The sequence below is a fragment of the Amycolatopsis sp. lyj-84 genome (assembly GCF_046549075.1).
In the GTDB taxonomy this organism is placed as follows: domain Bacteria; phylum Actinomycetota; class Actinomycetes; order Mycobacteriales; family Pseudonocardiaceae; genus Amycolatopsis.
The window spans coordinates 286,468-308,479 of sequence record NZ_JAJPWO010000004.1 but is presented as its reverse complement, the minus strand read 5'-3'; the positions used below and the strand labels follow the sequence as shown (position 1 = coordinate 308,479).

General features: G+C 68.9%; 23 protein-coding genes. 6 read left to right on the top strand and 17 right to left on the bottom strand.

The features are described from left to right. Positions 1–34: 34 nt before the first annotated feature. The 5 genes from ACLJRM_RS15670 to ACLJRM_RS15650 form a co-directional block, all read right to left on the bottom strand. Positions 35–448, bottom strand: coding sequence for a DUF4383 domain-containing protein (locus ACLJRM_RS15670; RefSeq protein WP_101609126.1), 414 nt, complete (start codon positions 446–448; stop codon positions 35–37). Positions 449–473: 25 nt separating this feature from the next. Continuing rightward, entirely contained in the window at positions 474–911 is a 438-nt protein-coding gene (locus ACLJRM_RS15665) for an SRPBCC family protein (protein ID WP_101609125.1), read from the bottom strand. Between the two features lie 29 nt (positions 912–940). Continuing rightward, positions 941–1,348 (bottom strand): SRPBCC family protein, encoded by a 408-nt coding sequence (locus tag ACLJRM_RS15660; protein WP_101609124.1) that lies wholly within the window; start codon positions 1,346–1,348, stop codon positions 941–943. Positions 1,349–1,465: 117 nt separating this feature from the next. Further along, positions 1,466–1,792 (bottom strand): DUF6292 family protein, encoded by a 327-nt coding sequence (locus ACLJRM_RS15655; protein ID WP_101609123.1) that lies wholly within the window; start codon positions 1,790–1,792, stop codon positions 1,466–1,468. 64 nt (positions 1,793–1,856) lie between these two features. Then, on the bottom strand, positions 1,857–2,297 hold the full coding sequence (locus tag ACLJRM_RS15650; RefSeq protein WP_101609122.1) for an Hsp20/alpha crystallin family protein: 441 nt from the start codon (positions 2,295–2,297) through the stop codon (positions 1,857–1,859). Between the two features lie 105 nt (positions 2,298–2,402). Between ACLJRM_RS15650 and ACLJRM_RS15645 the strand changes: the two genes are divergently transcribed. The 4 genes from ACLJRM_RS15645 to ACLJRM_RS15630 all read left to right on the top strand — a co-directional run bounded on the left by ACLJRM_RS15645 (position 2,403) and on the right by ACLJRM_RS15630 (position 6,752). Then, positions 2,403–3,017 carry an HSP18 transcriptional regulator gene (locus ACLJRM_RS15645; protein ID WP_410663546.1) on the top strand — a complete coding sequence of 205 codons (615 nt, stop codon included), beginning with the start codon at positions 2,403–2,405 and terminating at the stop codon, positions 3,015–3,017. A 512-nt stretch (positions 3,018–3,529) separates the two neighbouring features. Next, positions 3,530–4,870: an MFS transporter gene (locus ACLJRM_RS15640; RefSeq protein WP_410663355.1), complete on the top strand. Its 1,341-nt coding sequence runs from the start codon at positions 3,530–3,532 to the stop codon at positions 4,868–4,870. A gap of 2 nt (positions 4,871–4,872) precedes the next feature. Beyond that, positions 4,873–6,006 (top strand): ROK family transcriptional regulator, encoded by a 1,134-nt coding sequence (locus ACLJRM_RS15635; protein ID WP_101613340.1) that lies wholly within the window; start codon positions 4,873–4,875, stop codon positions 6,004–6,006. Between the two features lie 14 nt (positions 6,007–6,020). Further along, entirely contained in the window at positions 6,021–6,752 is a 732-nt protein-coding gene (locus tag ACLJRM_RS15630; protein ID WP_410663354.1) for an SDR family NAD(P)-dependent oxidoreductase, read from the top strand. Here ACLJRM_RS15630 and ACLJRM_RS15625 read toward each other — a convergent pair. From ACLJRM_RS15625 to ACLJRM_RS15585, 9 genes are all read right to left on the bottom strand, one after another. Further along, positions 6,729–8,177, bottom strand: coding sequence for an MFS transporter (locus ACLJRM_RS15625; RefSeq protein ID WP_410663545.1), 1,449 nt, complete (start codon positions 8,175–8,177; stop codon positions 6,729–6,731). The genes ACLJRM_RS15630 and ACLJRM_RS15625 overlap by 24 nt on opposite strands. A 109-nt stretch (positions 8,178–8,286) precedes the next feature. Beyond that, a complete protein-coding gene (locus tag ACLJRM_RS15620; protein ID WP_158255833.1) occupies positions 8,287–8,862 on the bottom strand; it encodes a MarR family winged helix-turn-helix transcriptional regulator in 576 nt (191 codons plus the stop codon). Positions 8,863–8,866: 4 nt separating this feature from the next. Beyond that, positions 8,867–9,817, bottom strand: a complete 951-nt coding sequence (locus ACLJRM_RS15615; protein ID WP_101609118.1) for an arginase family protein — start codon at positions 9,815–9,817, stop codon at positions 8,867–8,869. A 40-nt stretch (positions 9,818–9,857) separates the two neighbouring features. Next, positions 9,858–10,448, bottom strand: coding sequence for a GNAT family N-acetyltransferase (locus ACLJRM_RS15610; protein WP_101609117.1), 591 nt, complete (start codon positions 10,446–10,448; stop codon positions 9,858–9,860). Positions 10,449–10,466: 18 nt separating this feature from the next. Then, complete coding sequence (locus ACLJRM_RS15605; protein ID WP_410663353.1) at positions 10,467–10,985, bottom strand: MarR family winged helix-turn-helix transcriptional regulator; 519 nt, start codon at positions 10,983–10,985, stop codon at positions 10,467–10,469. An 89-nt stretch (positions 10,986–11,074) separates the two neighbouring features. After that, entirely contained in the window at positions 11,075–12,541 is a 1,467-nt protein-coding gene (locus tag ACLJRM_RS15600) for a saccharopine dehydrogenase NADP-binding domain-containing protein (protein WP_410663352.1), read from the bottom strand. Then, entirely contained in the window at positions 12,538–13,692 is a 1,155-nt protein-coding gene (locus tag ACLJRM_RS15595; protein WP_410663351.1) for a type III PLP-dependent enzyme, read from the bottom strand. Before ACLJRM_RS15595 ends, ACLJRM_RS15600 begins: the two co-directional genes overlap by 4 nt. Further along, on the bottom strand, positions 13,689–14,579 hold the full coding sequence (locus tag ACLJRM_RS15590) for a dimethylarginine dimethylaminohydrolase family protein (RefSeq protein ID WP_158255835.1): 891 nt from the start codon (positions 14,577–14,579) through the stop codon (positions 13,689–13,691). The genes ACLJRM_RS15595 and ACLJRM_RS15590 overlap by 4 nt, the downstream gene beginning before the upstream one ends. 43 nt (positions 14,580–14,622) lie before the next feature. Beyond that, positions 14,623–15,672 carry a hypothetical protein gene (locus ACLJRM_RS15585; RefSeq protein ID WP_101609112.1) on the bottom strand — a complete coding sequence of 350 codons (1,050 nt, stop codon included), beginning with the start codon at positions 15,670–15,672 and terminating at the stop codon, positions 14,623–14,625. Between the two features lie 429 nt (positions 15,673–16,101). On the opposite strand from ACLJRM_RS15585, the gene ACLJRM_RS15580 reads away from it, so the two are divergent. Then, positions 16,102–16,941, top strand: a complete 840-nt coding sequence (locus ACLJRM_RS15580) for a methyltransferase domain-containing protein (protein WP_410663350.1) — start codon at positions 16,102–16,104, stop codon at positions 16,939–16,941. Positions 16,942–17,547: 606 nt separating this feature from the next. Here the strand turns inward: ACLJRM_RS15580 and ACLJRM_RS15575 are convergent. Together ACLJRM_RS15575 and ACLJRM_RS15570 are read right to left on the bottom strand one after the other, a co-directional pair. Beyond that, complete coding sequence (locus ACLJRM_RS15575; RefSeq protein WP_410663349.1) at positions 17,548–17,709, bottom strand: hypothetical protein; 162 nt, start codon at positions 17,707–17,709, stop codon at positions 17,548–17,550. A 146-nt stretch (positions 17,710–17,855) separates the two neighbouring features. Next, entirely contained in the window at positions 17,856–18,764 is a 909-nt protein-coding gene (locus tag ACLJRM_RS15570; protein ID WP_410663348.1) for an IniB N-terminal domain-containing protein, read from the bottom strand. Positions 18,765–19,033: 269 nt separating this feature from the next. Between ACLJRM_RS15570 and ACLJRM_RS15565 the strand changes: the two genes are divergently transcribed. Further along, positions 19,034–21,412, top strand: coding sequence for a LuxR C-terminal-related transcriptional regulator (locus ACLJRM_RS15565; protein WP_410663347.1), 2,379 nt, complete (start codon positions 19,034–19,036; stop codon positions 21,410–21,412). A 187-nt stretch (positions 21,413–21,599) separates the two neighbouring features. Here the strand turns inward: ACLJRM_RS15565 and ACLJRM_RS15560 are convergent, their stop codons facing one another. Beyond that, on the bottom strand, positions 21,600–21,911 hold the full coding sequence (locus ACLJRM_RS15560) for a hypothetical protein (RefSeq protein ID WP_101609107.1): 312 nt from the start codon (positions 21,909–21,911) through the stop codon (positions 21,600–21,602). Positions 21,912–22,012 lie beyond the last annotated feature (101 nt).

Here is a 22,012-nt window from a genome sequence, read left to right as displayed (position 1 = left end):
GTGAGTGCGATGGGCGAAGTGCCCGTGGTTCCGGCTATTCGCGCACCGTCTCCGAAGGCCGTTCCGCCTGCCGGACGACGACGATCGCCACGGCGAGAGCCACGAGCGAGGTCAGTGCGTGAAGGACGTTGTCCGCCCAGTTGAGATTGACCGCGTCTCCGGCCGACGTCGTCGACGCGGAGAGGATGCCGAAACCGGTGAGTCCGGCGAAAGCCACGAAGACGAACCAGCTGTAGAGGGAAATCAAGGCAGGCCTCAGCACCGCGATGAGCCCGATCACCCCCGTCGCGACGCGGAGGAGGTCCAGCATGCCTGTCGAGCTGAAGATCCAGACCGTGTTCTCTCCGGTCTGGTCGGTCTCGGGCACGAAGAAAAAGCCGAGGACCCCGACGGTGAGGTGGACGAGAGCCAAGACCAGCACTGTCACGCGGAGAGTCGGTTTGCTCATCGGGCCACCTCCGTCTCGTCAATGCTCATTCCTTGGTGCTGAAAATCCGGACGAGGCTGTCCTCGGTGTCCTTGCCGACCTTTTCGAACACGAGTTTGGCGATGGGGGAGGCGAGTTTCGCCGCGCCATGGAATTCGATGGTGGCGTGATAAGTGAGTTCGGCCGTCCCGTTTCCGCCGGTGGTGACCGTGATGTCGTCGGTCGAGGTCGCGGTGTCGTTCTTGCCGACGAAGACCACCCGGCCGGGTTCGAGGCGGGTCAGTTCATAGGTCAGCTCGGTCTCCATCCCGCCGATCTTGGACACGTTGTGCCACCGGGTACCGACGGCGACCGGGCCGGGGCTGGTCTGCTCGCACGTCACCGTGCCCGGATCCCATTCGGTGGCGCGGGAGAAGTCGCGCAGATAATCGACGACGGCCTCAGGGGTGGCGTCGACGGTGAAATTCCGGGTGACTTCGACCATGGTGATCCTCCTCGGCGGGTATGCCGTTTTCAGCGGCTTTCCGCGGCTTGTTTGATGCCGGAGAGGGTTTCCTGCAGGCCTCGATCGACCTGATCCCCTTCGGTGCGTTCGGTGTGCAACTCGACGACGAGGGTGGCGTTCCGCTCCGTGTCACCGGGTCCGATGTGGAGTTTCCCGTGATAGTCGTGCGGTCCGGCGGCGCCCCATTCCAGGCTTTTGCCGTCTTCGACCACCTTGATCCAGGCCTCGCCCGCCACGTCCTGTTCCGGCGCGTCTTCCGGGTCGATCCGTGCGGTGACGTCGACCTTGTCGCCGCCCGAGGGTTCCGCGGAAGTCAGCCGGGGCATGTATTTCGGAAGATTGTGCACGTCGGCGAGGTACGAGAACAGAAGTGCCGGAGGTACGCCGACGGTGATCGATTGCCGATAGTCGCCCATGAACACCCACTCCGAATCGAGGTCTGCGTCGCTCTTGATCGAGCTGTGTCCCGGATACCCGGACAGAGCGGCTTTACACCTCTCGAATTCGAGGTGCCGGATTCGGCGCGTGGTGGTTCAGCCCGCGGTGGACCTGACGAAGTGGGCGACCCGGGCGGGTGACGGTAGCGGGGAATCCCCGCCGAGCCGACGGACCACGGAAAGATCGTTCCCGGACTGGGTTTCGGTGGCGAGAGCCCAGCCGCCGAGTTCGTCCCAGAGCAGGGCGACGTCGCGCTCGGGATGGTTCCGCAGCCGGACGTCCAGGGCGATGTAGGCGGAGACGGGGCTGTCGTAATCGACGGTGCAGGATTCGAGCCCGATGCCCAGCGCGTCGGCGACTTCGGCGAGATACGCCCAGAGCGCGGGGGCCGTGAGGTGCGGGTGGGTGAGGGACGCGGTCAAGACGAATGCCCTTCCTGCCTCGGGGTCCGGTGCGGGACCGCCGGTCCCGCACCGGACGAGGTGCTCAGGCCTGGATCTTCTTGCGTTCGGTGTCGGTGCCCGCGACTTCGATGCGCCGGGGCTTGGCCTTCTCGGCGACCGGGATGCGCAGGGTCAGCACGCCGGCTTCGTAGTCCGCGGTGATGCGGTCGGTGTCGAGGGCTTCGCCGAGGAACAGCTGACGGGAGAAGACACCCAAGGGCCGTTCCGACACCTGCATCCGGACTTCGCGCCCGGTGGCGGGCCGTCGTTCCGCCTTGACGGTCAGGACGTTGCGTTCGATGTCCAGCTCGATGGCGTCGGCCGCGACGCCGGGGAGATCGAAGCAGACGACGAAATCTTCACCGTCGCGATAGGCGTCCATCGGCATCGCGGCGGGTTTCGACCAGGTTCCGGGGGTCGCGTTGCCGAACACCTGCTGGGTGAGACGGTCCAGCTCACGGAACGGGTCGGTGCGCATCAACATGGGTTCCACCTCCTGGGTTCGGGTTCTCTGGCGTCAACACGCCCCTTTGTTCTAGCATGTCATCGGATGGATGACAACTGGGAAGTCGTCGAGGGGATGACAAAGATGAACGCGATTCCGGCCCGGACGGTGCAGACCGTGCACGACGTGGTGGCCGCCGCCCGTGCCGGCGCCGTGAAATCCGAAGACCTGCTGGCCGCTCTGGCCGCCCTGCGGGCGGTCCGGGAGGAACTGAGCGCCTGGGAACCGGAACTCATCGCGGCGGCCCGCGACGGCGGGACCAGCTGGAACACCCTGGCGCCGGTTTTGGGGGTGGCGAGTCGCCAGGCGGCGGAACGGCGATTCCTGCGGCTGCGGCCCTCCGCGACCGGCGAGAACACGGGGGAGGGCCGCGTGGACGCGGAACGGGATCGGCGGGCGGGTGATCGGGCTGTGGCGGACTGGGCCCGGCGCAACGCGACGGTCCTGCGACGGCTGGCCGGGCAGGCCGGCGCCCTGCGCGGATTGGACGCCGGCGCGCAGGCAAGCGCCGATCGGCTCGGCGTGGCCCTGGGCGAGGACGACGCGACCAGTCTCCTGCGGCCGCTGGCCGACCTGCGCGACCACTTGCCCGGTGAACACGGCGGGTTCGCCGAGCGGCTCGCCGAGATCGGCGAGCGCACCGACCGGATCCGGCAGGACGCGCTCGACCATCGCCGGGGCGGCACCACTTCGTCGTGATGGGGTGCGGAACAAGGCTTGGAGGGCGCGGGGAGAAGGGCAGGCAGGGCTCGCGGGCGGGTCGTGCTGGGGTGAGGACTCCTTTGACCGCGTCCGATGTGGTGAGTGGAGCCTTCGGTGTCGCGGATCTGGGCCGGCCGATGAGACGTGGCCGCACCCGACTGTCCACAAGGGACACTGCTTGGCAGCTGAATGCCCGTTTGATGGTTTTATGTGCGGTTCTTGATGGGGTCGTGAGTGGTAAAGAGGGTTAGAACCCGCTTTACCACTCACGACCTTCTCTATAAAGCGTGCGTATGGGCATAAAGCGGATATTCGACCGCCTAAAATTGTCCTTTGTGGACAGAAGGGGTCCGGCCGCGTCTCGTCGGCCAGTCCGGCACGGGCCGCCGCCCGGCATTGCCTTTTCGGCCCCTCTCGTCTGGCCGTTCGTCCATCGACGCACCGAAATCCTCCTCGGGGACCCGTGCGATCACTAGTTTGGTGTTCGTCGCACAAAAAGGGGGATCCCGATGGTGTCGGACCTGGCGAGCGCTCCGCCGATGTCGCCGAGGCGGGCGCGGTTCGTGCGGAACTGGACCAGCAGGCTGGTCGCGTTCGGCGAGTTCATCGACGGCTACGACCTGCTGGTCATCGGTGCCGCCGTGCTGTTCCTCAAGCCGTATTTCCAGCTCACCGCGTTCCAGGTCGGGCTCGTGACCGCCGCGGCGTTCGTGGGTACGGCACTGGGCCTGGTGGTCTTCGGCGATCTGTCCGACCGGTTCGGCCGCCGGGTGATCTTCATGATCAACCTGGTGTTCTTCGTGGTGGCGTCCATCGCCGCGGCGTTCGTCCAGGAGGTGTGGCAGCTGGTCGCGGCCAGGTTCGTGCTCGGTGTCGCGGTGGGCATGGACATCCCGACCTCGCACGCCTTTCTCACCGAGATCGCGCCCAAGTCCCGTCGCGGCCGGATCGCGGGCAGCCTGCCCAACATGATGTGGCTGAGCGGCGCCATCTCGTCGGTGCTGTGCGCGCTGGCGCTCCAGCCGTTGTTCGGTGACGAGACCTGGCGGTGGCTCTTCGGGCTCGCCGCGCTCCCGGCGGCCGCGGTCCTGGTGGCGAGGCAGTTCCTGCCGGAGTCGCCTCGGTGGCTGAGTGCGCGCGGCCGCGATGAGGAGGCGCAGCGGATCTACGACGCCCTGGGGTTGGAGCCGCCGAAGCGCGAGGTCGTGGAGAAGCGGAGCTACCGGATGTTGTTGTCCGGCGGTGCGTGGCGGCGGCTGGCGACGGTCACGGCGTTCTTCGCGATCCAGGCCTTCGGGGGCGCGGTGGCGACGGTCGCGGGACCGTTGATCATCAGCAGTACGGGCATCGGGGTGTCCAACACGCTGTACTTCTCGCTGCTGGGTTTCGTGGTGGGGTTGATCGCGGTGGCGCTCGGCGCCCTGGTCATCGACCGGATCAACCGCCGCTGGCTGGGCGTGTGGACCTGTCTCGGCGTGTTCGCCGCCGGGCTGGGCATCGCGTTCACCGGCGAGCGGGCCGGCGTCGGACTGGTGGCCTTCTGGGTCGTGTACGCCATGCTGACCTGGTTCGGCCCGGGCGTGTTGTCGTGGGTGTGGAGCACCGAGGCGTTCCCCACCTCGCTGCGAGGGCTGGGATCCGGTATCGCCCAGTGCGCGACCCGGCTCGCGATCGCGCTCAACGTCTTCCTGGCGCCCATGCTGGCGCAGAAGCACGGCATCACGATCGTCGCGTGGTACGCCGGTGCGTTCTTGGTCAGCGCGGTGATCGTGCTGGTGTCGCCATGGCTGGCCACCACGGGTGTCGAGCTCGAGGAAACCAACAGTGTCGAGTCCGGAAAGCCGGCGTGAAGATGAACCACCCAGCCCTCAGCGGAACCCGGCCGCGCCAGGCCCGGCAGGCCAACACGGCCGCCGTGCTCCAACTGCTCGTCCAGCGCGGTCCGCTTGCGCGCAGCGACATCGCGAAGGAGCTGTCCCTCAACCACGGCAGCGTCAGCAGGATCATCGAACCTCTGCTGTCGGCCGGAATCGTCCGCGAACTCGTCGAGCAGTCCACCCGGGTCGGCAGGCCCCGGGTGCCGGTGGAGCTCAACCCGTCCGGCCGGTACGCGGTCGGCGTGCACCTCGGCCTCGAACGGACCACGGTCGGGCTGATCGACCTGGCCGGTCACAGCGTCAGGACACAGACCGAGAACCGTGATCCGGCGGACAGCGCCGCCACGCTGAGCCGCGCCGCCGAACTGGCGGCCGGGCTGGCGGAGTCCGCGCCGGGACCGGTGCTGGGCATCGGAGTGGCCGTCGGCGGTGAGGTGGACCGGGTGGCAGGCCGGGTCGTGCGCAACGACGTGCTGGGATGGGCCGACGTCGGAGTCGCCGACGTGGTGCGTGAGCGGACCGGGCTCGACGTCGTGGTGGACGGGAACGTGTGCGCCCTGCTGGGCGCCGAACTCACCTTCGGCGCGGGGCTGGGCCAGGACAAGGTTTCGTACCTGTTCGTCGGCAACGTCGCGGAGACGGGGTTCCTCAGCCGGCCGGTGGGGACGTCTTCGGACGGCATCATCCAAGGCGGCTTCGGCCGCATCCTCGTTCCCGGTCTCACCGATGCCGGTCACGGACCCTTCGGCGAACGCGGGACGGACGTGGCGTTGCTCGCCGCGGCCCGGTCCGCCGGCCTCGTGGCGACCTCGCTGACGGACCTGATCCGCTTGGCGGACACGGATCCGGTCGCGATCGGGCTCCTCGAAGCGCGCAGCGCCCAAGTGGCTCTGGTGGCCGACACGGTGTACGACCTGATGCGCCCGCGCATGATCATCCTCGGCGGCAGCGGCGCGCCGTCGGACCGATGGCTCGACGCGGTGCGCGAACGCGTCGAGACGACTCCGCCGGAGGCGCTGGCCCGGCCACGGTCACCGGGCAACCCGCTGGTCACCGCCGCGGCGGGACTCGTCGTGCGCGCCTTCTTCACCAGGGGAACCGCCGAATGAGCAGGGGAACGGTCATGAACGACGTGGTGGTGCTCGGCGGCGCGGGCGGTATCGGCTCGGCCGTCGTCCGTGCTCTGCTGGCGGAGGGACGACGGGTCGCGGCGGTGGACGTCGCGCCACCGCCGCCGGAACTGGCCGACATCCCGTGGATCCGTGGTGACGCAACGGATCCGGCCGTGATCGGCACCGCGTTCGACGCGCTCGGTGGCGTGACCGGGCTGGTGCATTGCCTGCTGAGCGAGCATCGCGCTCCCCTCGCCGAGCAGACACCGGACGCGCTGCGCCGGGTGCTGGACATCGGCGCGGTGTCCGCGCTGGAACCGTTGCGGCAACTGGTCGCCCGCGCCGGCGGAAGGCCGTGCGCCGCGGTGCTGGTCAGTTCGATCCACGCGGGCCTGGCCTGGGGCGGGCAGGCGCCGTACGCGATGGCCAAGGCCGCGCTGGAGGCTCTCGGCCGCGCGGCCGCCGTGGAATTCGGACCGCGAGGGCTCCGGTGCAACGTCGTCCGGCCCGGGTTCGTCATGGTGCCGCGTAACGCGCATCGCTGGAAGGACAAGGCCACCCGTGAAGCGCTGACCGAGGTGCAGCCACTCGGGGAGCTCGGCCGGCCCGACGACGTCGCGCGCGTGATCGCCTTCCTGCTCAGCGATCAGGCCAGGCTCGTCTCCGGTGAGACCGTCACCGTGGACGGCGCGATGACCGCCGCCCTGCCCGAGCCGGGTTCACCCGGAGTTGGCGGGCTCTGAAACCTCGGCGGGGCTCGAATCGCCGGACGGCGGGACGTGCCGCAGAACGACCGCGGCCATCACGGCCAGCGCGAGAATGGCGGCGCCGGTGATGGCGGCGGAGAGGTTGAGCCCGCTGGTGAACGCTTCCTTGGCCTGCGCCAGCAGCGCGGGGGAGACGTGGGGCGCGGACACGGCCCCGGACAGGCTCTCGCCGACAGCAGGGGCGGCGTCGGTCATCCGATCGCGGTACACCAGTGTGGTCAGGCTGCCCAGCATGGCCACTCCCATGGCGACGCCGAGTTCCTGGACGGTCTCGGACATCGCGGCGGCGGAGCCGGCCCTGTCGGCCGGGGTGGTGCCGACCACCAGGTCGGAGCCGAGCGCCCCCACCGAGCCGAATCCGAGGTACACCAAGGCGAATCCGCTCACGATCAGGCCGATGCTGTCGGGGCCGCGCACCTGGGTGAGCAGCACGTAGCCGAGGGCGGACAGCACGAGGGTGCCCGAGACGACGTAGCCGGGCCGCACGCGCCGCGCGAGCAGAGGCGCGCCGATGGCGGCCACGACCATCGCCAGTGCGGGTGGGCCCATCCAGGCGCCCGCGGCCAGCGGGGAGAGTTCTTCGACGAGCTGTAAGTGCTGAGTGACCAGATAAAGCGCACCGCCGACGCCGACGAGTCCCACCAAGAGAACACCGAGGGCGGTGCCGGACGAGCGATCGGTGAACAGCGCGACGTCGAGCAGCGGGTCGTTCAGGCGGCGCTGGCGGTGGACGAAGGCGAGGGTGAAGGCCGCGCTGGCCACCAGCGTGACGATGGTCTGGACGTCGAAGCCGTGGGTGGCCGCGTGCTTGATCGCGTAGACCAAGGGAAGGATCGCGCCCAGCGAGAGAGCGACGCTGACCAGGTCGACCCGTCCGGAGTCGGCGGCGCGATACTCCGGCAACAGCACCGGTGCGGTCACGAGCACGAGCGCGGCGATGGGAATCGCGAGCAGGAACGCCGAGCCCCACCAGAAGGACTCCAGCAGCACACCGCCGACGAGTGGCCCGGCGGCCATGCCGAGGGCGAAGGTGGTCGCCCACACGCCGATCGCCAGTGCTCGCTGGCGGACGTCGGTGAACATGTTGGTGATCAGGGCGAGGCAGGACGGCATGAGCGTCGCGCCCGCCACGCCCAGCAAGGCTCGTGCCGCGATGAGGATCTCGGCACTGGGCGCGAAGGCGGCGACGATCGAGACGAGGCCGAACGCCGCGGTGCCGATCATGAGAAGACGGCGCCGGCCGAGACGGTCGCCGATCGCGCCCATCGTGACCAGCAGCCCGGCGATCACGAGTCCGTAGGAGTCGAGGATCCACAGCGCTTGCGTGCTGGTCGGCTGCAGATCGACCGAGAGAGCCGGGAGAGCGAGGTAGAGCAGGGTCACGTCGAGCCCGAGCAACATCGTCGGCAGGGCGAGGACTCCGAGGCCGGTCCATTCCCTCGGCCCGGCCCTGCTCGAATGCGCTGTCGCTGTTTCCCTGGGGTTTTCCGGCACGACGGACTCCCTCCGATCAGGTCGACGGATCTTTCGGCGGATTCAGCAGCCCCTCGGGGGCGTCGGGTTCCATCTCGAGGACCGCGCTTTCCACCGGGCAGCGCGACGGCGGGCAGGTGCTGATGTCGCAGAGACGGCACACCTCGTAGCCTCGGGACGGATGAGTGATCATCGTGGCCAGCATGCGTTCGAGGAGCCTGTCGAGCACGACGCGTTCCTGCTTGCTCGACTCGGGCAGGAGTTGCTCCAGGACCGCGCGGCGGGCGGCGAGGATGTGCCGCGCCTCGCGATGGCCGGCGTCGGTCAGCACCACCGAGGTGGTCCGGCGGTCGTCGTCGTCGAGGTGGCGCCGCTCGGCGAGCCCGTCGCTCTCGAGCAGATTGACCAGGCGGATCGTGGCCGGGCGGCTGACGCCGAGAAACCGCTGCAGGGTGCCCATGGTGAGACCTTCGTACTGAGCGGTCATGGCCAGCGTGGCCGCGAGTGCGCCACTACGGCCGGCCACCGATTCGACGGCGGACACGAGTTGGTCGTGCACTCCGGTCACGACTGCGCCTAGCAGGTTCAGGGTGCGGTCCGTGTCGGTAAACATGACGTCATGTTCGCCCATCCGGTGGCTTTGAGCATCGGCCAGTAGGACGAGCCAGGGATCCGAACCAGTCGACGATGCGCCGCGCGCCCGTTCCGTCCGGATCACGATCAGGGTCGTAGACGCAGACGGTGATGCCGACGCACCCCGGCTCACCGAGCGCGGCGGTGGCGAGTTCGCCGAGCTGGTCCCAGCTCAGCCCGCCCGGCTGGGGGTAGCTCACCGCGTCGAGGGCGTCGCTCGACAGCACGTCGAGGTCGATGTGCAGCCACCAGCGCGTGGTGTGGGCCCGGATGCGGGCCAGCGCTTTCCGGGCGTGTTCGGCGGCGCTGTCCTCGTCGAGGGTGAGCTCTTGCGCCGTGACCAGCCGGATCCGTTCGGCCAGCGACGGCGCGTCACCGGCGGCGATCTCGGCGCCGTCGCGGGGCCCCAACGCGACCACGGCGCTTTCGTCGAGCACGGGCAACTGCGACTCGAGCGACTCCGGCAGCTGTTCGCGATGCTGTCCCAGCAGGAACCCGAGCTCGGAGTCGGCGGCCTCGCCGGTGTCGGACTCGTGCGGTGGCCAGGCGTCTTCGTGGCCGTCGATGAACAGCAGCCCAATCCGGTCGTCGTCGAGCGCGTCCTGGGCCCCGCGCAGGCAGCCGGGCAGGATCGCGCAGTCCCCGCCGAGCACCAAGGGCCGGTCACCGGCGAGCAGGGTCTCGGCCACCGCGGAGCGCGTAGCGGTGGTCACGGCTTCGAGTCCGGGAAGGGATCGCACTCCCGAGGGCTCGTCGCGGTGGGCGACGGCCGCCGACGTACCGATGGCGACGTTGCCGCCGTCGGTGACCGGCTCGTCGGCCCCGAGGGCGGCGCGCAGTCGTTCGACGAGCCCGGCGTCGCGCAGCGCCTTCGGCGCCAGAGCCTCGTGGTCCAGTCGTCCCGCGGAACTGAACGGGGCACCGATCACTCGCATTCCGTCTGCCTCCTGAGGTAGTGGTTCGCGGACCCGGGGATCAGGCCAGGCCGCGCCGCACGATGACCCGTCCCGGCGAGGGGCGTCCGGTCTCGGTGAACCCGTGCCGCTCGAACAGGTCCACGGTGCCCATGTGCAACTCCCCGGCCGAGTAGCGGCGATGCCCGGAATCGGTGGGGTAGGCCTCGAGGGTGTGCGCGCCGTGCCGCCCGGCGTGGCGGACCGCGGCGGCGAGCAGGTGGTCGGCCACGCCGTGGCGGCGATGCCCGGTCTTGACGTAAAAGCACGGCACCGCCCACACGCCGGGGTCGTCAGGCTCGTCCGGGCGCAGGGTTCGCGAGCCGCGCAACCGCACGTACGCGGGGCGCGGCGCCACCGCGCACCATCCCACCGGAGCCTGGTCGCGGTAGGCCAGCAGCCCGGGCACCTCGCCGTCGCGCACCAGACGGGAGAACTCGGCTCGCGCGGACGCGCCCCGCATCCGGTCGTACTCGGGTCCCGAGGACACCCGCCAGTACATGCACCAGCAACCCTCGCAGCCCCCGTTGTCGCCGAACGCCTCCACGAGGTCGTCCCACCGGTCTCGTCCGGCCGGGTGGATCGTCACGCCGTCGACGCGTCGAGCGCTCATCCTGTGCTCCTCTCTCGATCAGCGACTGAGGGCGGGCACCGATCTTTCGACGGGGCAGTCGGCCGGGGGACATACGGAGTAGTCGCAGAACCGGCACACGCGATCCGCGCGGGACCGGTCCTTGACCAGATGGGCGAGCACCGGCTCCACGGCCTCGGCCACGACGGCGCGCTGGTCCTCGCTCAGCGGAGCGAGGACCCGGGCCACCACCTCGCGGCGCCGCGTCACGACCTCCGTGGCCGCGGCGCGTCCCTGCTCGGTCAACCAGAGCGAGACGGCACGCTGGTCGGTGGTGTCGCGGCGGCGTTCGACCAGATCCGCCGCGACGAGCCGGTCGACGAGGCGCACCGTGCCGGAGCCGGTGAGCCCGATGACCCGGCCGAGGGCGTCGACCCGGGCTCCCGGCGCCGACAGCAGTGTCGCGAGGGCGGCCGTGCCGACCGCCGATTGGCCCGCGACGTGCGTGTTGCCCGCCTCGAGCTCGTCGGACAGCGCCACGACGAGCGCGGCGAAGAGGTTCGCGGTCCGGTCGTCCATGGCTCCAATATATATGACTGACGCAGTCATGCAATTTGAGCGGAGCGCCGCCCCGCCGCCGATGGTCGCGCGGCGGGGCGGACGGGGAGTCACGGCACGAGAATGTTGGAGAACTGCCAGGGGTCGTCGGGCGGGGTCAGTCCGAGATAGTCGTCGAACGGGCCCGGTCCGGTCTCCTGGGGCGTCCAGTCGCTGCGCACCGAGGGGGTGGGGCCGAGATAGGGCGCGGCGATCGAGAGGATCTCGTGGTGGTCGAGGTCGTCCGGCCTGCACAGGCCCCGGTCCGGATGGCGCACGGCGGAGAACACCGCCGCCAGTACCGAGGCCGCGACCTGCAGCGTCGTGGCGTTCTGCCCGGTCACCAGCTTCCGGGTCTCCTCGATGGTCAGTTGCGAGCCGGTCCACCAGGCCCCGAGGTCGTGCCCGAGCAGCAGCACGCCGAGTTCGTCGGCGCCGGTGAGGATCTCGTCGGTCATGATCCGCTGGCGCTCCTGGAGCCGGAACCCCCGCATCTTGCACTCGTGCACCGAGGCCAGCGCCGCGTCGGTGGGCAGGTAGGCGTAGTGCACCGTCGGGCGGTAGACGACCGTTCCGTCGTCATCGGTGACGGTGAGATGGTCGCTGATCGTCACGGCCTCGCCGTGCCGGATCAACATCCCCTGGATCGGCCCCGACAAGGGCACCCACGAGCGCACCCAGGTGGCCATCCCCGGCCGGGCGAGGCAGATCTGGTTGCCGGTGCCGTATTCCGGGACCACCGCCCCCGGCGGCAGCTCACGTTCGTGGGTGCCCCACCCGAGTTCGGCGGGAGCGACGCCTTCCTCGTAGAAGCCCTCGACCGACCAGGTGTTGACGAACTCCTCGGGCTCCTTGGGCAGCGATCCGATCTGGGTGTCGCGTTCGGAGATGTGGATGGCCCGGGTGCCGGTCTCCATCGCCATCCGCGCGTGGTCGGCCTCGCCCAGCGCCCGCTCGATCCGGGCCCGGCGGTCCGGGTCCTCGACGCCTTCCTTGAGCATGGCCGTGGCGACATCCTCGAGCCCGACCTTGGCCCAGTGGCTCACCAGGCCCGGATTGGCACCGTGCTCGATGATCGCGGTCGGCCCGCGGCCGCCCCAGTCGCGGCTCAGGCGCCGCAACGAGTGGTGGCGGGCGTAGAGGGTCTTTTCGGTCGGGTGCCGGGCGTTCATGTCCGCGTAGGGATCCCACTGCTCGACCGAAGTGTCGACGTAGAGCACGCCGTTGTCGCGGCACCAGCCGATGATGTCCTCGGTCCCGATGTTCCAGGTCAGGTTCACCAGCAGGTCGCCGGGACCGACCTGCTCGGCGAGGGTCTCGGCGAGGTTATCGGGAGTCAGCCGACGCTGGACGAACCGGCATCCGGCTTCGAGCGTCTCCGGGATCTCCTGGCGCCGGTCGTTCATGTCCAGCACGGTCAGCCGGTCGTAGGGCATGTCCAGGTGGGCCAGCAGCAGCGGCTGCAGGCACTGGGACACCGACCCGCAGCCGAGGACCAGCACCCGTCCCTGGACGGACAGGCGTTTGTGTTCGGTCATGATCCGCCTCCGATGCAATGTGTCGGCAACGGCGGGAAACCGTTGAAGCCGATAGAGGAATAGCTCGCGGTGTAGGCGCCGGCGCTGAGAAAGTCGACCCTGTCACCGATCTGGAGTTCTTTGGGCAACGCGTAGGCGGCGTCGCGGTAGATCACGTCGATGCTGTCGCAGGTCGGCCCGGCCATGATCACCGGTTGCGTCGGCCCGCCGCGTTCGGTCTCGACCTGGTACTGGATCGCCTCGCCCTCGGTCTCGGCGAGCCCGCCGAAGCGGCCCGCGTCCAGATAGACCCAGCGTTCGGCTCCTTCGAACGGTTCTCGCACCGAGACCACCTGGGTGCGCAGCACGCCGGCCTCGGCACTGATCGAACGGCCGGGCTCGGTCACGATGCGCGGGCGCCGCGTACCGGGGAACCAGCGGTCGATCGCCTGCTCGATGGTTCGTCCGAAATGGATGATCGGGGGGACCGGTTCGGCGTAGCGGGCCGGAAAGCCGCCGCCGAGGTTGAGCATCTCGAGTTCCACGTCGTTGGCGCGCAGCTTTTCGAACGCCTCGGCCGCGGCGGCGATGTTGGGCTCCCACCGCGTCGGCTCGAGCTGCTGGGACCCGACATGGAAGGACAAACCGTAGGGACGCAGACCCAGCTGCGCCGCCCGCGTCATCAACTCCACGGCGTACTCGAGTGAACAGCCGAAGTTGTCGCCAAGACGCCACCGCGCCCCGGCGCTCTCGCTGAGCAACCGGCAGTAAACCGCCGCCCCAGGGGCCGCTTCGGCGATCTTGTCGAGCTCGCGCACGTTGTCGAACACGAACATCGACACACCCTGTTGGTGGGCATAGGCGATATCCGCGCTCTTCTTGATGGTGTTGCCGTAGGACAGCGAGCCGGCATCGGCTCCGTTGGCGAGACACAGGTCGATCTCGGCCGGGCTCGCGACGTCGAAGCAGGCGCCCAGCTTCACGAGCAGGGCGATCACCGCCGGTTGCGGGTTCGCCTTCACCGCGTAGTACGGGGTCGCGTACGGCAGCGCGGCCTGTTGTTCGTGGTAGCGCCGGGCCACCACGTCGAGGTCTAGCACCAGGCAGGGGGTGGACGGATCGTGGTCGTGGAGCCACCGCGCGATGCGGGGGCTGAACGCGGCCACCGTCATCCGACCACCTCCGCGGTGAAGGGAGCCGCCGCTCGGTCCAGTTCCACGTCGAGGGCCAGGGTCAGGCACCGGCAGCCGCCGCCCGCCTTGCCGAACTCGGAGACATCGCATACCGCAGGCTCGAAGCCGCGGCGCTCGAGTTCGCGGCCCAGCCGCGGTGTGCAGTGCGGCATCACCACGGTGCGCCCGGCCACCACGGCGTTCGCGCAGAACGCCGCGCCTTCTTCCGCCGTCAGAACCACCGGGTCCTCGACGAGCTCGGCCAGCTCGGCGCGACCGGCGGTGGTGAAGGCCTCCGGCAGCACCATCGCCGTCCGGTCGTCGAGCGGGCAGAACCCCAAATCGACGTGATAGAAGCGGGGATCGGTGAGTTCGAGCGCGGTCACCGCCCAGCCGTGACGTGCCCGCAGGCCGTCATAGGCCGATTCGGCGGACCGGGGGCCGTAGCCCGCCACGAGTCCGCCGCCGAACGCCACCGCGTCGCCCGCGCCTTCCTGCGGCGCGGCGGGCGGCTGCTCGACCGTCCAGCCGAGTTCCTCGAACCGGCCGCAGACGTGCCCGATCTCGGGGGCGCGTTCCGGGTTGCTCATCCGGGCGGGCGTGACCGTCGTGCCGTCGACGATGCCGGCGTTGGCCGTGAAGACCATGTCCGGCAACCCCGGCTCGGCGGGCACGGTCCGGACTTCGGTGCCGGCGGCCTCCAAAGTGGACACGAGGTCGTCCCACTGCCGCCAAGCCCGATCGGAATCCACTCGCACGTCCGGGTCCATCCAGACGTTGATGGAATAGGTGACGTCGAAGTGCTCGGGCGAACACATCAGAACGCTGCGGCCCCATCCGGGACCACCCTCTATTGCCTCCTCAGGTGCCTTGGACGTCGGTGTCATGGCCATCCTTTCCTGGTGGTTCGGCGTATTCGGCGTCGTCAGCTCAGTACTCGAAGAGCTCCTCGTTGTGTGCCACGCGAGGGGGCCACGGGTTGTGGTACCGGGCGCACTCCTCGATGGGATGTCCGTGGAACAGTGCATAGTTGACGTGATCGGGCGGGAACTCCTCGGTGGAGATGTAGTCGAGGATCAGATACGGCCAGACCTCCGCGTCGACCTCGTCGAAGGATTCGTGCACCGTTCGCGAGTCGCTGGTGACGTCGGTGGGCACGAGGACGTCGGTGTGATAGACGGCGGAGTAGCGGGTCGGGTCGAAGTTGTCCGGGATGTAGTGCGGTCGCTTGCGTTCGGCCACGTCGCGGTGGTCGTCGGCGCTCTCGTTGTGCCAGCTCGCGCTGGGCACGTGCGGGCATCCGATGCCGCCGTTGCCGATCGACCGGAACGCCGTCTCGCGGACGAACTCGGTCGCGTCCTCGAACGAGTCCTGCAGTCCCCGTTTGGCCAGGGAGTTGGCGTAGTGACCCGGCGAGTTCATCGAGAACATCAGTCCGCCGGGGATGCGCCGATCGTGATTGACCGTGCGGTGAGCGCCGGAGTAGAAGATGTTGCAGCCGGCCTTGAACACGGTCAGCACCCCGTCGGAACGGCGGAACGGGACCGCTTCGGTGTAGATCACGTCCTGCTCGATGGGCGCGTGTTCGACCAGGTAGAGATTGGACAGCTCCACGCAGACGTCGACGAGTTCCTTTCCGGGCCGGGCGTAGGCCAGGTCCCTGCTGTTGACCATGATCAGGAATCCGCTGCTCTCGCCGCGTTCGGCGCGGTCCTTCCATTCGCGGCGCTCTCGCTGGATCTTCGCCGCGACGTGATCACGTCCCGCGTCGAGGTCGTCCTCGCTGATCCAGCACATGTTGGCGCCGAGTCCTTTGGGGCCGTCGGATCCCTGCATCGCCAGGCGTCCGAACAGGCACGGTTGCTTCTGGCCGAGCCACTTGTACAGCGCGGCACGTTTGTCCATTTCGGACACTTCGGGTGCGAGCAGTGTTTCGTGTGCCAGTGAGATGTCGTCGCCGAGATCGACATCCGGGCTCATCTGCGGGAGCCGGGTTATCTTCTCCCGCAATGACCTTGTGGCCGTCGGCGCTTCTCGCGTACCGGCCAATGTCGTCATCAGACTTGTCATGGTGAATCCATCCTCTCGTCGCCTCGGTGTTCCGTCGATGGGCTCGGCATGCAGGGGAATTCGTCCCCCAGTCGACACCGTAGTGGGCAAATACGTCACTCGCTGACGTGGATACGACAGGCAATTTCTTGTTGATACCGCCAGTAGAGTGGAGTGCCCTGGGTGAAGAGACCGGTGCCCGAAATCATGATCGTGCGGCGAATTCGGCTCCACAGCAAGGAAAACTCAGGTGACAAAGGGTGAGCGGACACGCTCCGAAGTCGACGGACTTGACAGGGTCGGGCATGGTGGAGGCATCGTCTCTAACCGATTCCCAGCAGGATGCGGAGGAGCTTCACCATGATCACCGAAACCACCTCGCAGAAAGCGCAGGCTTATTACGAGCAGGCCGAAGCGATGTACGTCAGCCTGTACGGGCCGAACTTCCACCACGGCTACTGGCCCCGTCCCGACGACGGCACGACCTACGAACAGGCCCTGGAAAACCTGACCGGGCAGATCATCGACCGGGTCGGGGCGGGCCCTCGGGACCGGGTGCTCGACGTCGGCTGCGGTATCGGCGGACCGGCCATCCGGCTGGCCCGTACGACGGGCGCGCACGTGGTCGGCATCTCGAACGTCGCCACGCAGGTCGAGCAGGCCACCGCCAGGGCGGGCGCCGAGAACCTGGCCGGACAGGCCAGGTTCGAGCAGGCCGACGCGCTGGAGATGCCGTTCCCCGACGATTCGTTCGACGCGGCCATCGCCATCGAGTCGCTGATCCACATGGACCGCGACCCTGCGTTGCGTGAGATCGCCCGCGTTCTCCGCCCCGGCGGTGTCCTCGTCGCCGCCGACTTCTGCCTCAACGCCGTCGTAACCCCCGAACGCCAACGGGTGCTCGACCGGTACCGCGATCTCGATTCACTCAGCTCGTTTCACCGGTTGGACGAATTCCCGCCGATGCTCCGCCGCGCCGGCCTGGAGCCCGTCGAACTCCTCGATGCCAGCAGTCACGTCGAGAAGTCCGTCAAGATGTGGTGGGAGCGAACCGAAGCCGACCTCGAAAATCTGACGGACCAGTACGGCAAACAGGAGCTGGACGACTTCATCGGGCTCTTCGACGACGTCATCAACCACGGCGGACCCGAGTATCTGATCTTCACCGCCCGCAAGCCCGGCGGCCCGTCACGGAACTGACCAGGAGTGTCCACAAGAGACACTCGGAAGACCGCCGCTCTTATTGAGGGGGAGGTCAAAAGTGGCGTGTTCGGGCGGGGTGGGCGTTCACGCGTGATCAGAGTCGGATCACGTGTGCTTGGAGCCGGATCTCGCGTGATCGGGCGACGTTCACGGAGTTCGCCTTCTGATCACGCGTGATCCGGCTCCGATCACGCGAGTCACGCTTTCGCTCACCGTGGGTTCAGCCACAATGCCACCGTGAAGGCCACGCCAGCCTCCCGGGATGTCGCGAAAGCCACTTTCGGGACGTCTGATGTCCCGAAAGTGGCTTTCGCGACACGGCCGCTCGGCGTCGGACGCGGCGAAGGACGCCTTCATCCCGTCGCCGGCCCGGCCCGCGAACACGCCACCTTTGACTTACCCCTCAATAGTATTCGAGGGTGTGCGGGTGTTGCGAAAGCTAGGTCGCCCGGAGGGGGTGTGAGTGGCGATTCGGGTTCTCTTGAGCGCCCCACTCGAGCGACAGGTGCGTGACGAGAAGAAGCCCGTGATAGCCGGGAACCGATCGGTCTTCGGCTCTCGACTTCAGCTCCTCGACGTCGGGGTCGTCGTCGGTGACTTCGATCAGAACACCGCGGGACTGCATTCGGGGCGCTTCGATAGACCGAGCTTGATCTCCGCCGTCCAGGCGACGCGTTTGATCAGCCGGTCGAGTTCGAAGTCGAGGTCTTGCGGGAACCGCGAGTCGAAAGGCTCGTCGTCTGCAGAACCTGAGTCCCCGCGCATCCCGCTCCCTCGTCGCCACCGGTCGACGGGCTTTCGGTGCGACGGAGGGAACGGGCAGGCGGTGTCACTCTTTCGGTCCGCACCGACAGCAGGGCGGGGCGCCGGTTCGACCGCCGCCCCGTCCTGGGAGTCGTGCTCGCCGGGAATCAGTCGGTGATGTGCAGGTCGTTGCCGGAACCGACGGTGAGGTGGCTCAGGTCGGCGGCGATGCCGCCCCCGAGGGCACCGTTGCCGACGTCGCTGACGACGTCGTGGACGTCGTTGACCGAGCCCGCGTGCGAACCGATGTCCCCGACGTGGTTGGTGACATCGCCGACGTGGTTGGTGACGTTCCCGACGGCCGAGTCGTTGGCGACGTCGCTGAGGTGGGACGTCACGCCGGACACCTGGCCGGCGATGTCGCCGACGCCGTGAGCGGTCACGTCGCCGAGGGTGTTCTCCAAGCCGTTGTTCACGCCGAGCGTGCCGGTGAGGTCGCCGACCGTGGAACCGACACCCTGGCTGCCGTCGATCGCCGAGTCGAGGCCGGAGACGTCCTGCAGACCGGAGGTGAGGTTCCCGCCTTCGAGCGCCCCGGTGACGTCGCCGCCGCTGACGTTGCCCGCCACGTCGCCGACGGCGCCGGTGACCGCGCCCACCGGGGCGATCTCTCCGCCGCCGATGTCGTCGATGCTGCCCGCGAGGTCGCCGGCCGCGGTGAAGGGGGCGGCCGCGTTCTGCGTGATCGCGGTCATCCCGCCGACGGCGCCGAGCACGTTGTTCTCGGAGGTCGCGTCACCGAGGGAGAGGTTCTGGGTGAGGGCCTTGAGCTGCTCGATGGCGCCGGCTTGGCCGGTGGTGATCGAGTCGAGGTCGAGGCCGTTCCCGCCGCCGACGGTGTTCGTGGGGGCGTAGTCCAGGACGAGCGGCAGGATCTCGTGCAGGTCCGCGCCGGAGATGTCGCCGAGGCCGGCGTCGTTCAGCGTCCGCTGCGGGTCGCTCCCGAAGGAGTCGCGAGCCGACGGGTCGTTGAGCAGGTTGAGCGTGAAGTCGTACAGGGACTGCGTGGGGTTCATCGACCGGGCTCTCTGTGGGGACCGTGGTTCCTTGGACGAGACCGAAGCTAGGGCGCGGCCCGGGGGAGGGACATCGGGTCCGACGCCTAACGGTGATCTTGCGAACCACCGAGGGGGTCCGATCACCCGTTAGGGGATTCCGTTGGTCTGTGACCGGGGTCTCACTTGTCAACTGGGGGTCACAACGCCCATCTATCGGGACCGCCGGTCTCGAATCCTTCCTGGGTGACCGCTTCCGGGGCACCGTTTCCAGGGAGGTGCTCGGCGTCATGGAAGAGCTGTTGCCGTCGCAGCTGAGAGAGGTGCTGGCCGCGATCGACACCGACCCGGAGGCCACGGTCCGGGTCGTCCTGTCGGGGCCACCCGGGCACGGGAAGTCGACGGCGCTGGCCGCGATCGCGCGTCACTATCGTGCCGGCGGTGCCACCGTCGTCTCCCGCGAGGACGTGAGGGGGACTTCGGCCACCGACGCGGTGATCCTGATCGACGACGTCGACACCCTCACCTCCGGTGAGCGGGACGCGCTGGTAGGCATGGCGGCCGGTGCGTCCCGGCTCGTGGTCACGCATACCCCGGGCGCGGCGGGGTTCGTGGCCGCGGAGCTGATCACCCCGGCCACCCGGCACATCCGCCTGCCCGCCTGGACCGTGCGGGACGTGGCCCGGTTCGCGGGCCGGTCGCTCACCGCCGAGCGCGCGGCGGCCGTCCGGCGGGCGACCTCGGGGGTACCGAGACTGGTGGCGCGCTGCGTCGCCACGCCCGTCGTCGACGAGCTGATCGACGAACTCCGCGGTGAGCTGGATCAACTCGGCGAATCGGGAACGACCTATCTGATCGTCGCCGGTGTCGCGGGAGGCCGGGACATCGAACTGCTCGCGATCGCCTTGGGCGGATCCCGCGACGACGTCTCGGCGGTCGTCGAGCGGGTCCGGGGCGCGGGACTGCTCGCCGCCGACGACACCGTCCCGCCGGTGGTGGCCCGGGCGGTGCGCGACCATGTCGGCGTCGACCGGACGCTGACCGTCCTGGTGCGGATGCTCGAAGCCCTGCTCGCCGGGGGCCAGCCGGTCCTGCCGATCGCTCGTGAGCTGCAGCGGCTCGGGGCCGGGGGAGCGGTCGTGCGGGCGGGTCTCGAAGCGGCGGCCGCCGAGGTGGTTTCGGACGACCCCGCCGTCGCGACCGATCTCTACGCCGCGGCGGTGCGGGGTGGCAGCTCACGGACACGCTTGGCGCCTGCCTGGGCACGGGCCGCGGTCCTGTCCGGACGGCTCGACCTCGCCTTGCGCCTCGGCGACGAACTGCTCGGCTCGGCCGACCCCGCGGCGCGGCACCGGGGTGCGCTGGTCGCCGGGACGGTGATGGCCCGGCGCGGCGATCTCGCCCGTGGCGCGGAACTCCTGCGCTGGTCCGGTGAACCGGGGGCACTGCTGCTCGCGGACCTGGCGGGTATCGCGCTGGGCGATGTCGCCGCCGACGAGCAGACCGTCGCCGGTACGCCTGTTCCGGCGTACGGGCATGTCGCCGGGCGGCTGCTCGACGGGATCCGCGAGTCCCTCACCGGACGGTCCGAAGCCGCACTCACGACCTTGCTCGCTTCCGCGGACACCGCCGAGGCCACCGGTATGGGACATCTTCTGCCGGATTCCCCCGCCGCGCTCACCGCGACGGTGGCTCTGCACGCGGCCGAATTCGATCTCGCTCACGGTGTTCTGACCCGCGCGGCCGCCAGTGTGCGGCACGAGCTTCTGCTGGGCTGGACCGCGATGCTCCGCGGTGACCTCGCCACCGCCGAAACACACCGTTCGGCCGTGGAGGAGCAGGCCGGACGGCTGTCGCCGCGGGACGAGCTCTTTCTGCGCACTCTCGAACTCGGACTGACCCGCCGCGCCGACACCCCCGACGTGGCCCGGAGGAGCTGGGCCGGTGCGTACGAGGCGATGATGAGGCAGCCGGTGGACCTGTTCTCCTTGCTGCCCTTGGGAGAACTGCTCATCGCGGCGGCACGGGTGGACGAGGGGTTCCGCGTCGCGGCCCATCGCGAACGAGCCTTCGAACTACTCGCCCGGCTCGGCGGACCCGCGTTGTGGTCGGCCTGGTTGAACTGGTCCGTATTCCACGCCGCCGTCGTCTCCGGCGACCGGCAGGCCACCCACGACGCGATCGAGCATCTCACCGGGCACCCCACGAGCGGGCGACTGGTTCCCGCGTTCGCCGCCGCGGGTGCCCAGTGGATCGCGGTCCTGGACGGCGTCATCGATGTCGACGCGGTACTGGCCGGTGCGGGTCTGCTCCACCGCGCCGGGCTGAGCTGGGACGCCGCCCGGCTGACCGGACAGGCCGCGATCCGCGCCACCGACCGGACCGCCATGACCACCCTGCTGCGGGCGGCCAAGCGATTCCCGTCCTCGGCGAGCGGCGTCGCCGAACCCGCGACGACTGTCCCCGGCGAGCTTCCCACCTTGACCCCGCGTGAAGGCGACATCGGGCGCCTCGTCGTCGAAGGTCACACCTACCGGGAAATCGGCGATCTCCTGCACATTTCCGGAAAGACCGTCGAACACCACATGGCGCGCATCCGGGCGAAGCTCGGTGCCCATGACCGTCGCACGATCACCACGTTGCTGGGTGGAATGCTCGGCGGGACCTAGTGAGAGGTTCAGGCGGAGGTGGTCGTGAGTGGCGTTTCGGGTTCTGACCCTCATTGCCACTCACGACCACCCGGACTGACGCCTCACCGCCACGGCGATGTCGCGAAAGCCACTTTCGGGACAGCAGACGTCCCGAAAGTGGCTTTCGCGACACCTCGAAAACCGAGCATTACCAGGGTCGCGCCATTCAGCGGAGCTGAATGCCGCCCTTCGCCACATTGCCCCGGTTCGTGCAGTCGGCGACGGAGCCGATGTACACGCTTTCCGCCACCGTCTTCCAGATTCCGTAGGTGGTGGAGCCGTTGCCGCACTGCGCGACCGCCCGGTACTGGGAGACTCCCGAGGGCAGGCGAGAACACTTGACGTGGAAGTTCACGCCGCTGGCGCTGGTGTTGTACGTGCAATCCTCGGTGACGGTGGCCCCGGCCACTCCGGGCATCACCGTCATCGCGCCGCCGACGAGCATGGCCAAGGTCAGCAGCGAGTTACGAATTTTCATCGGTTTCCTTCCCCAGAAAACGACCTCATCGAATAATGAGCCCCCAGGTCCATCGGGGCATTGTGCGAGGCCGCTCGATTGACACTTCGTGCCGAATGCTA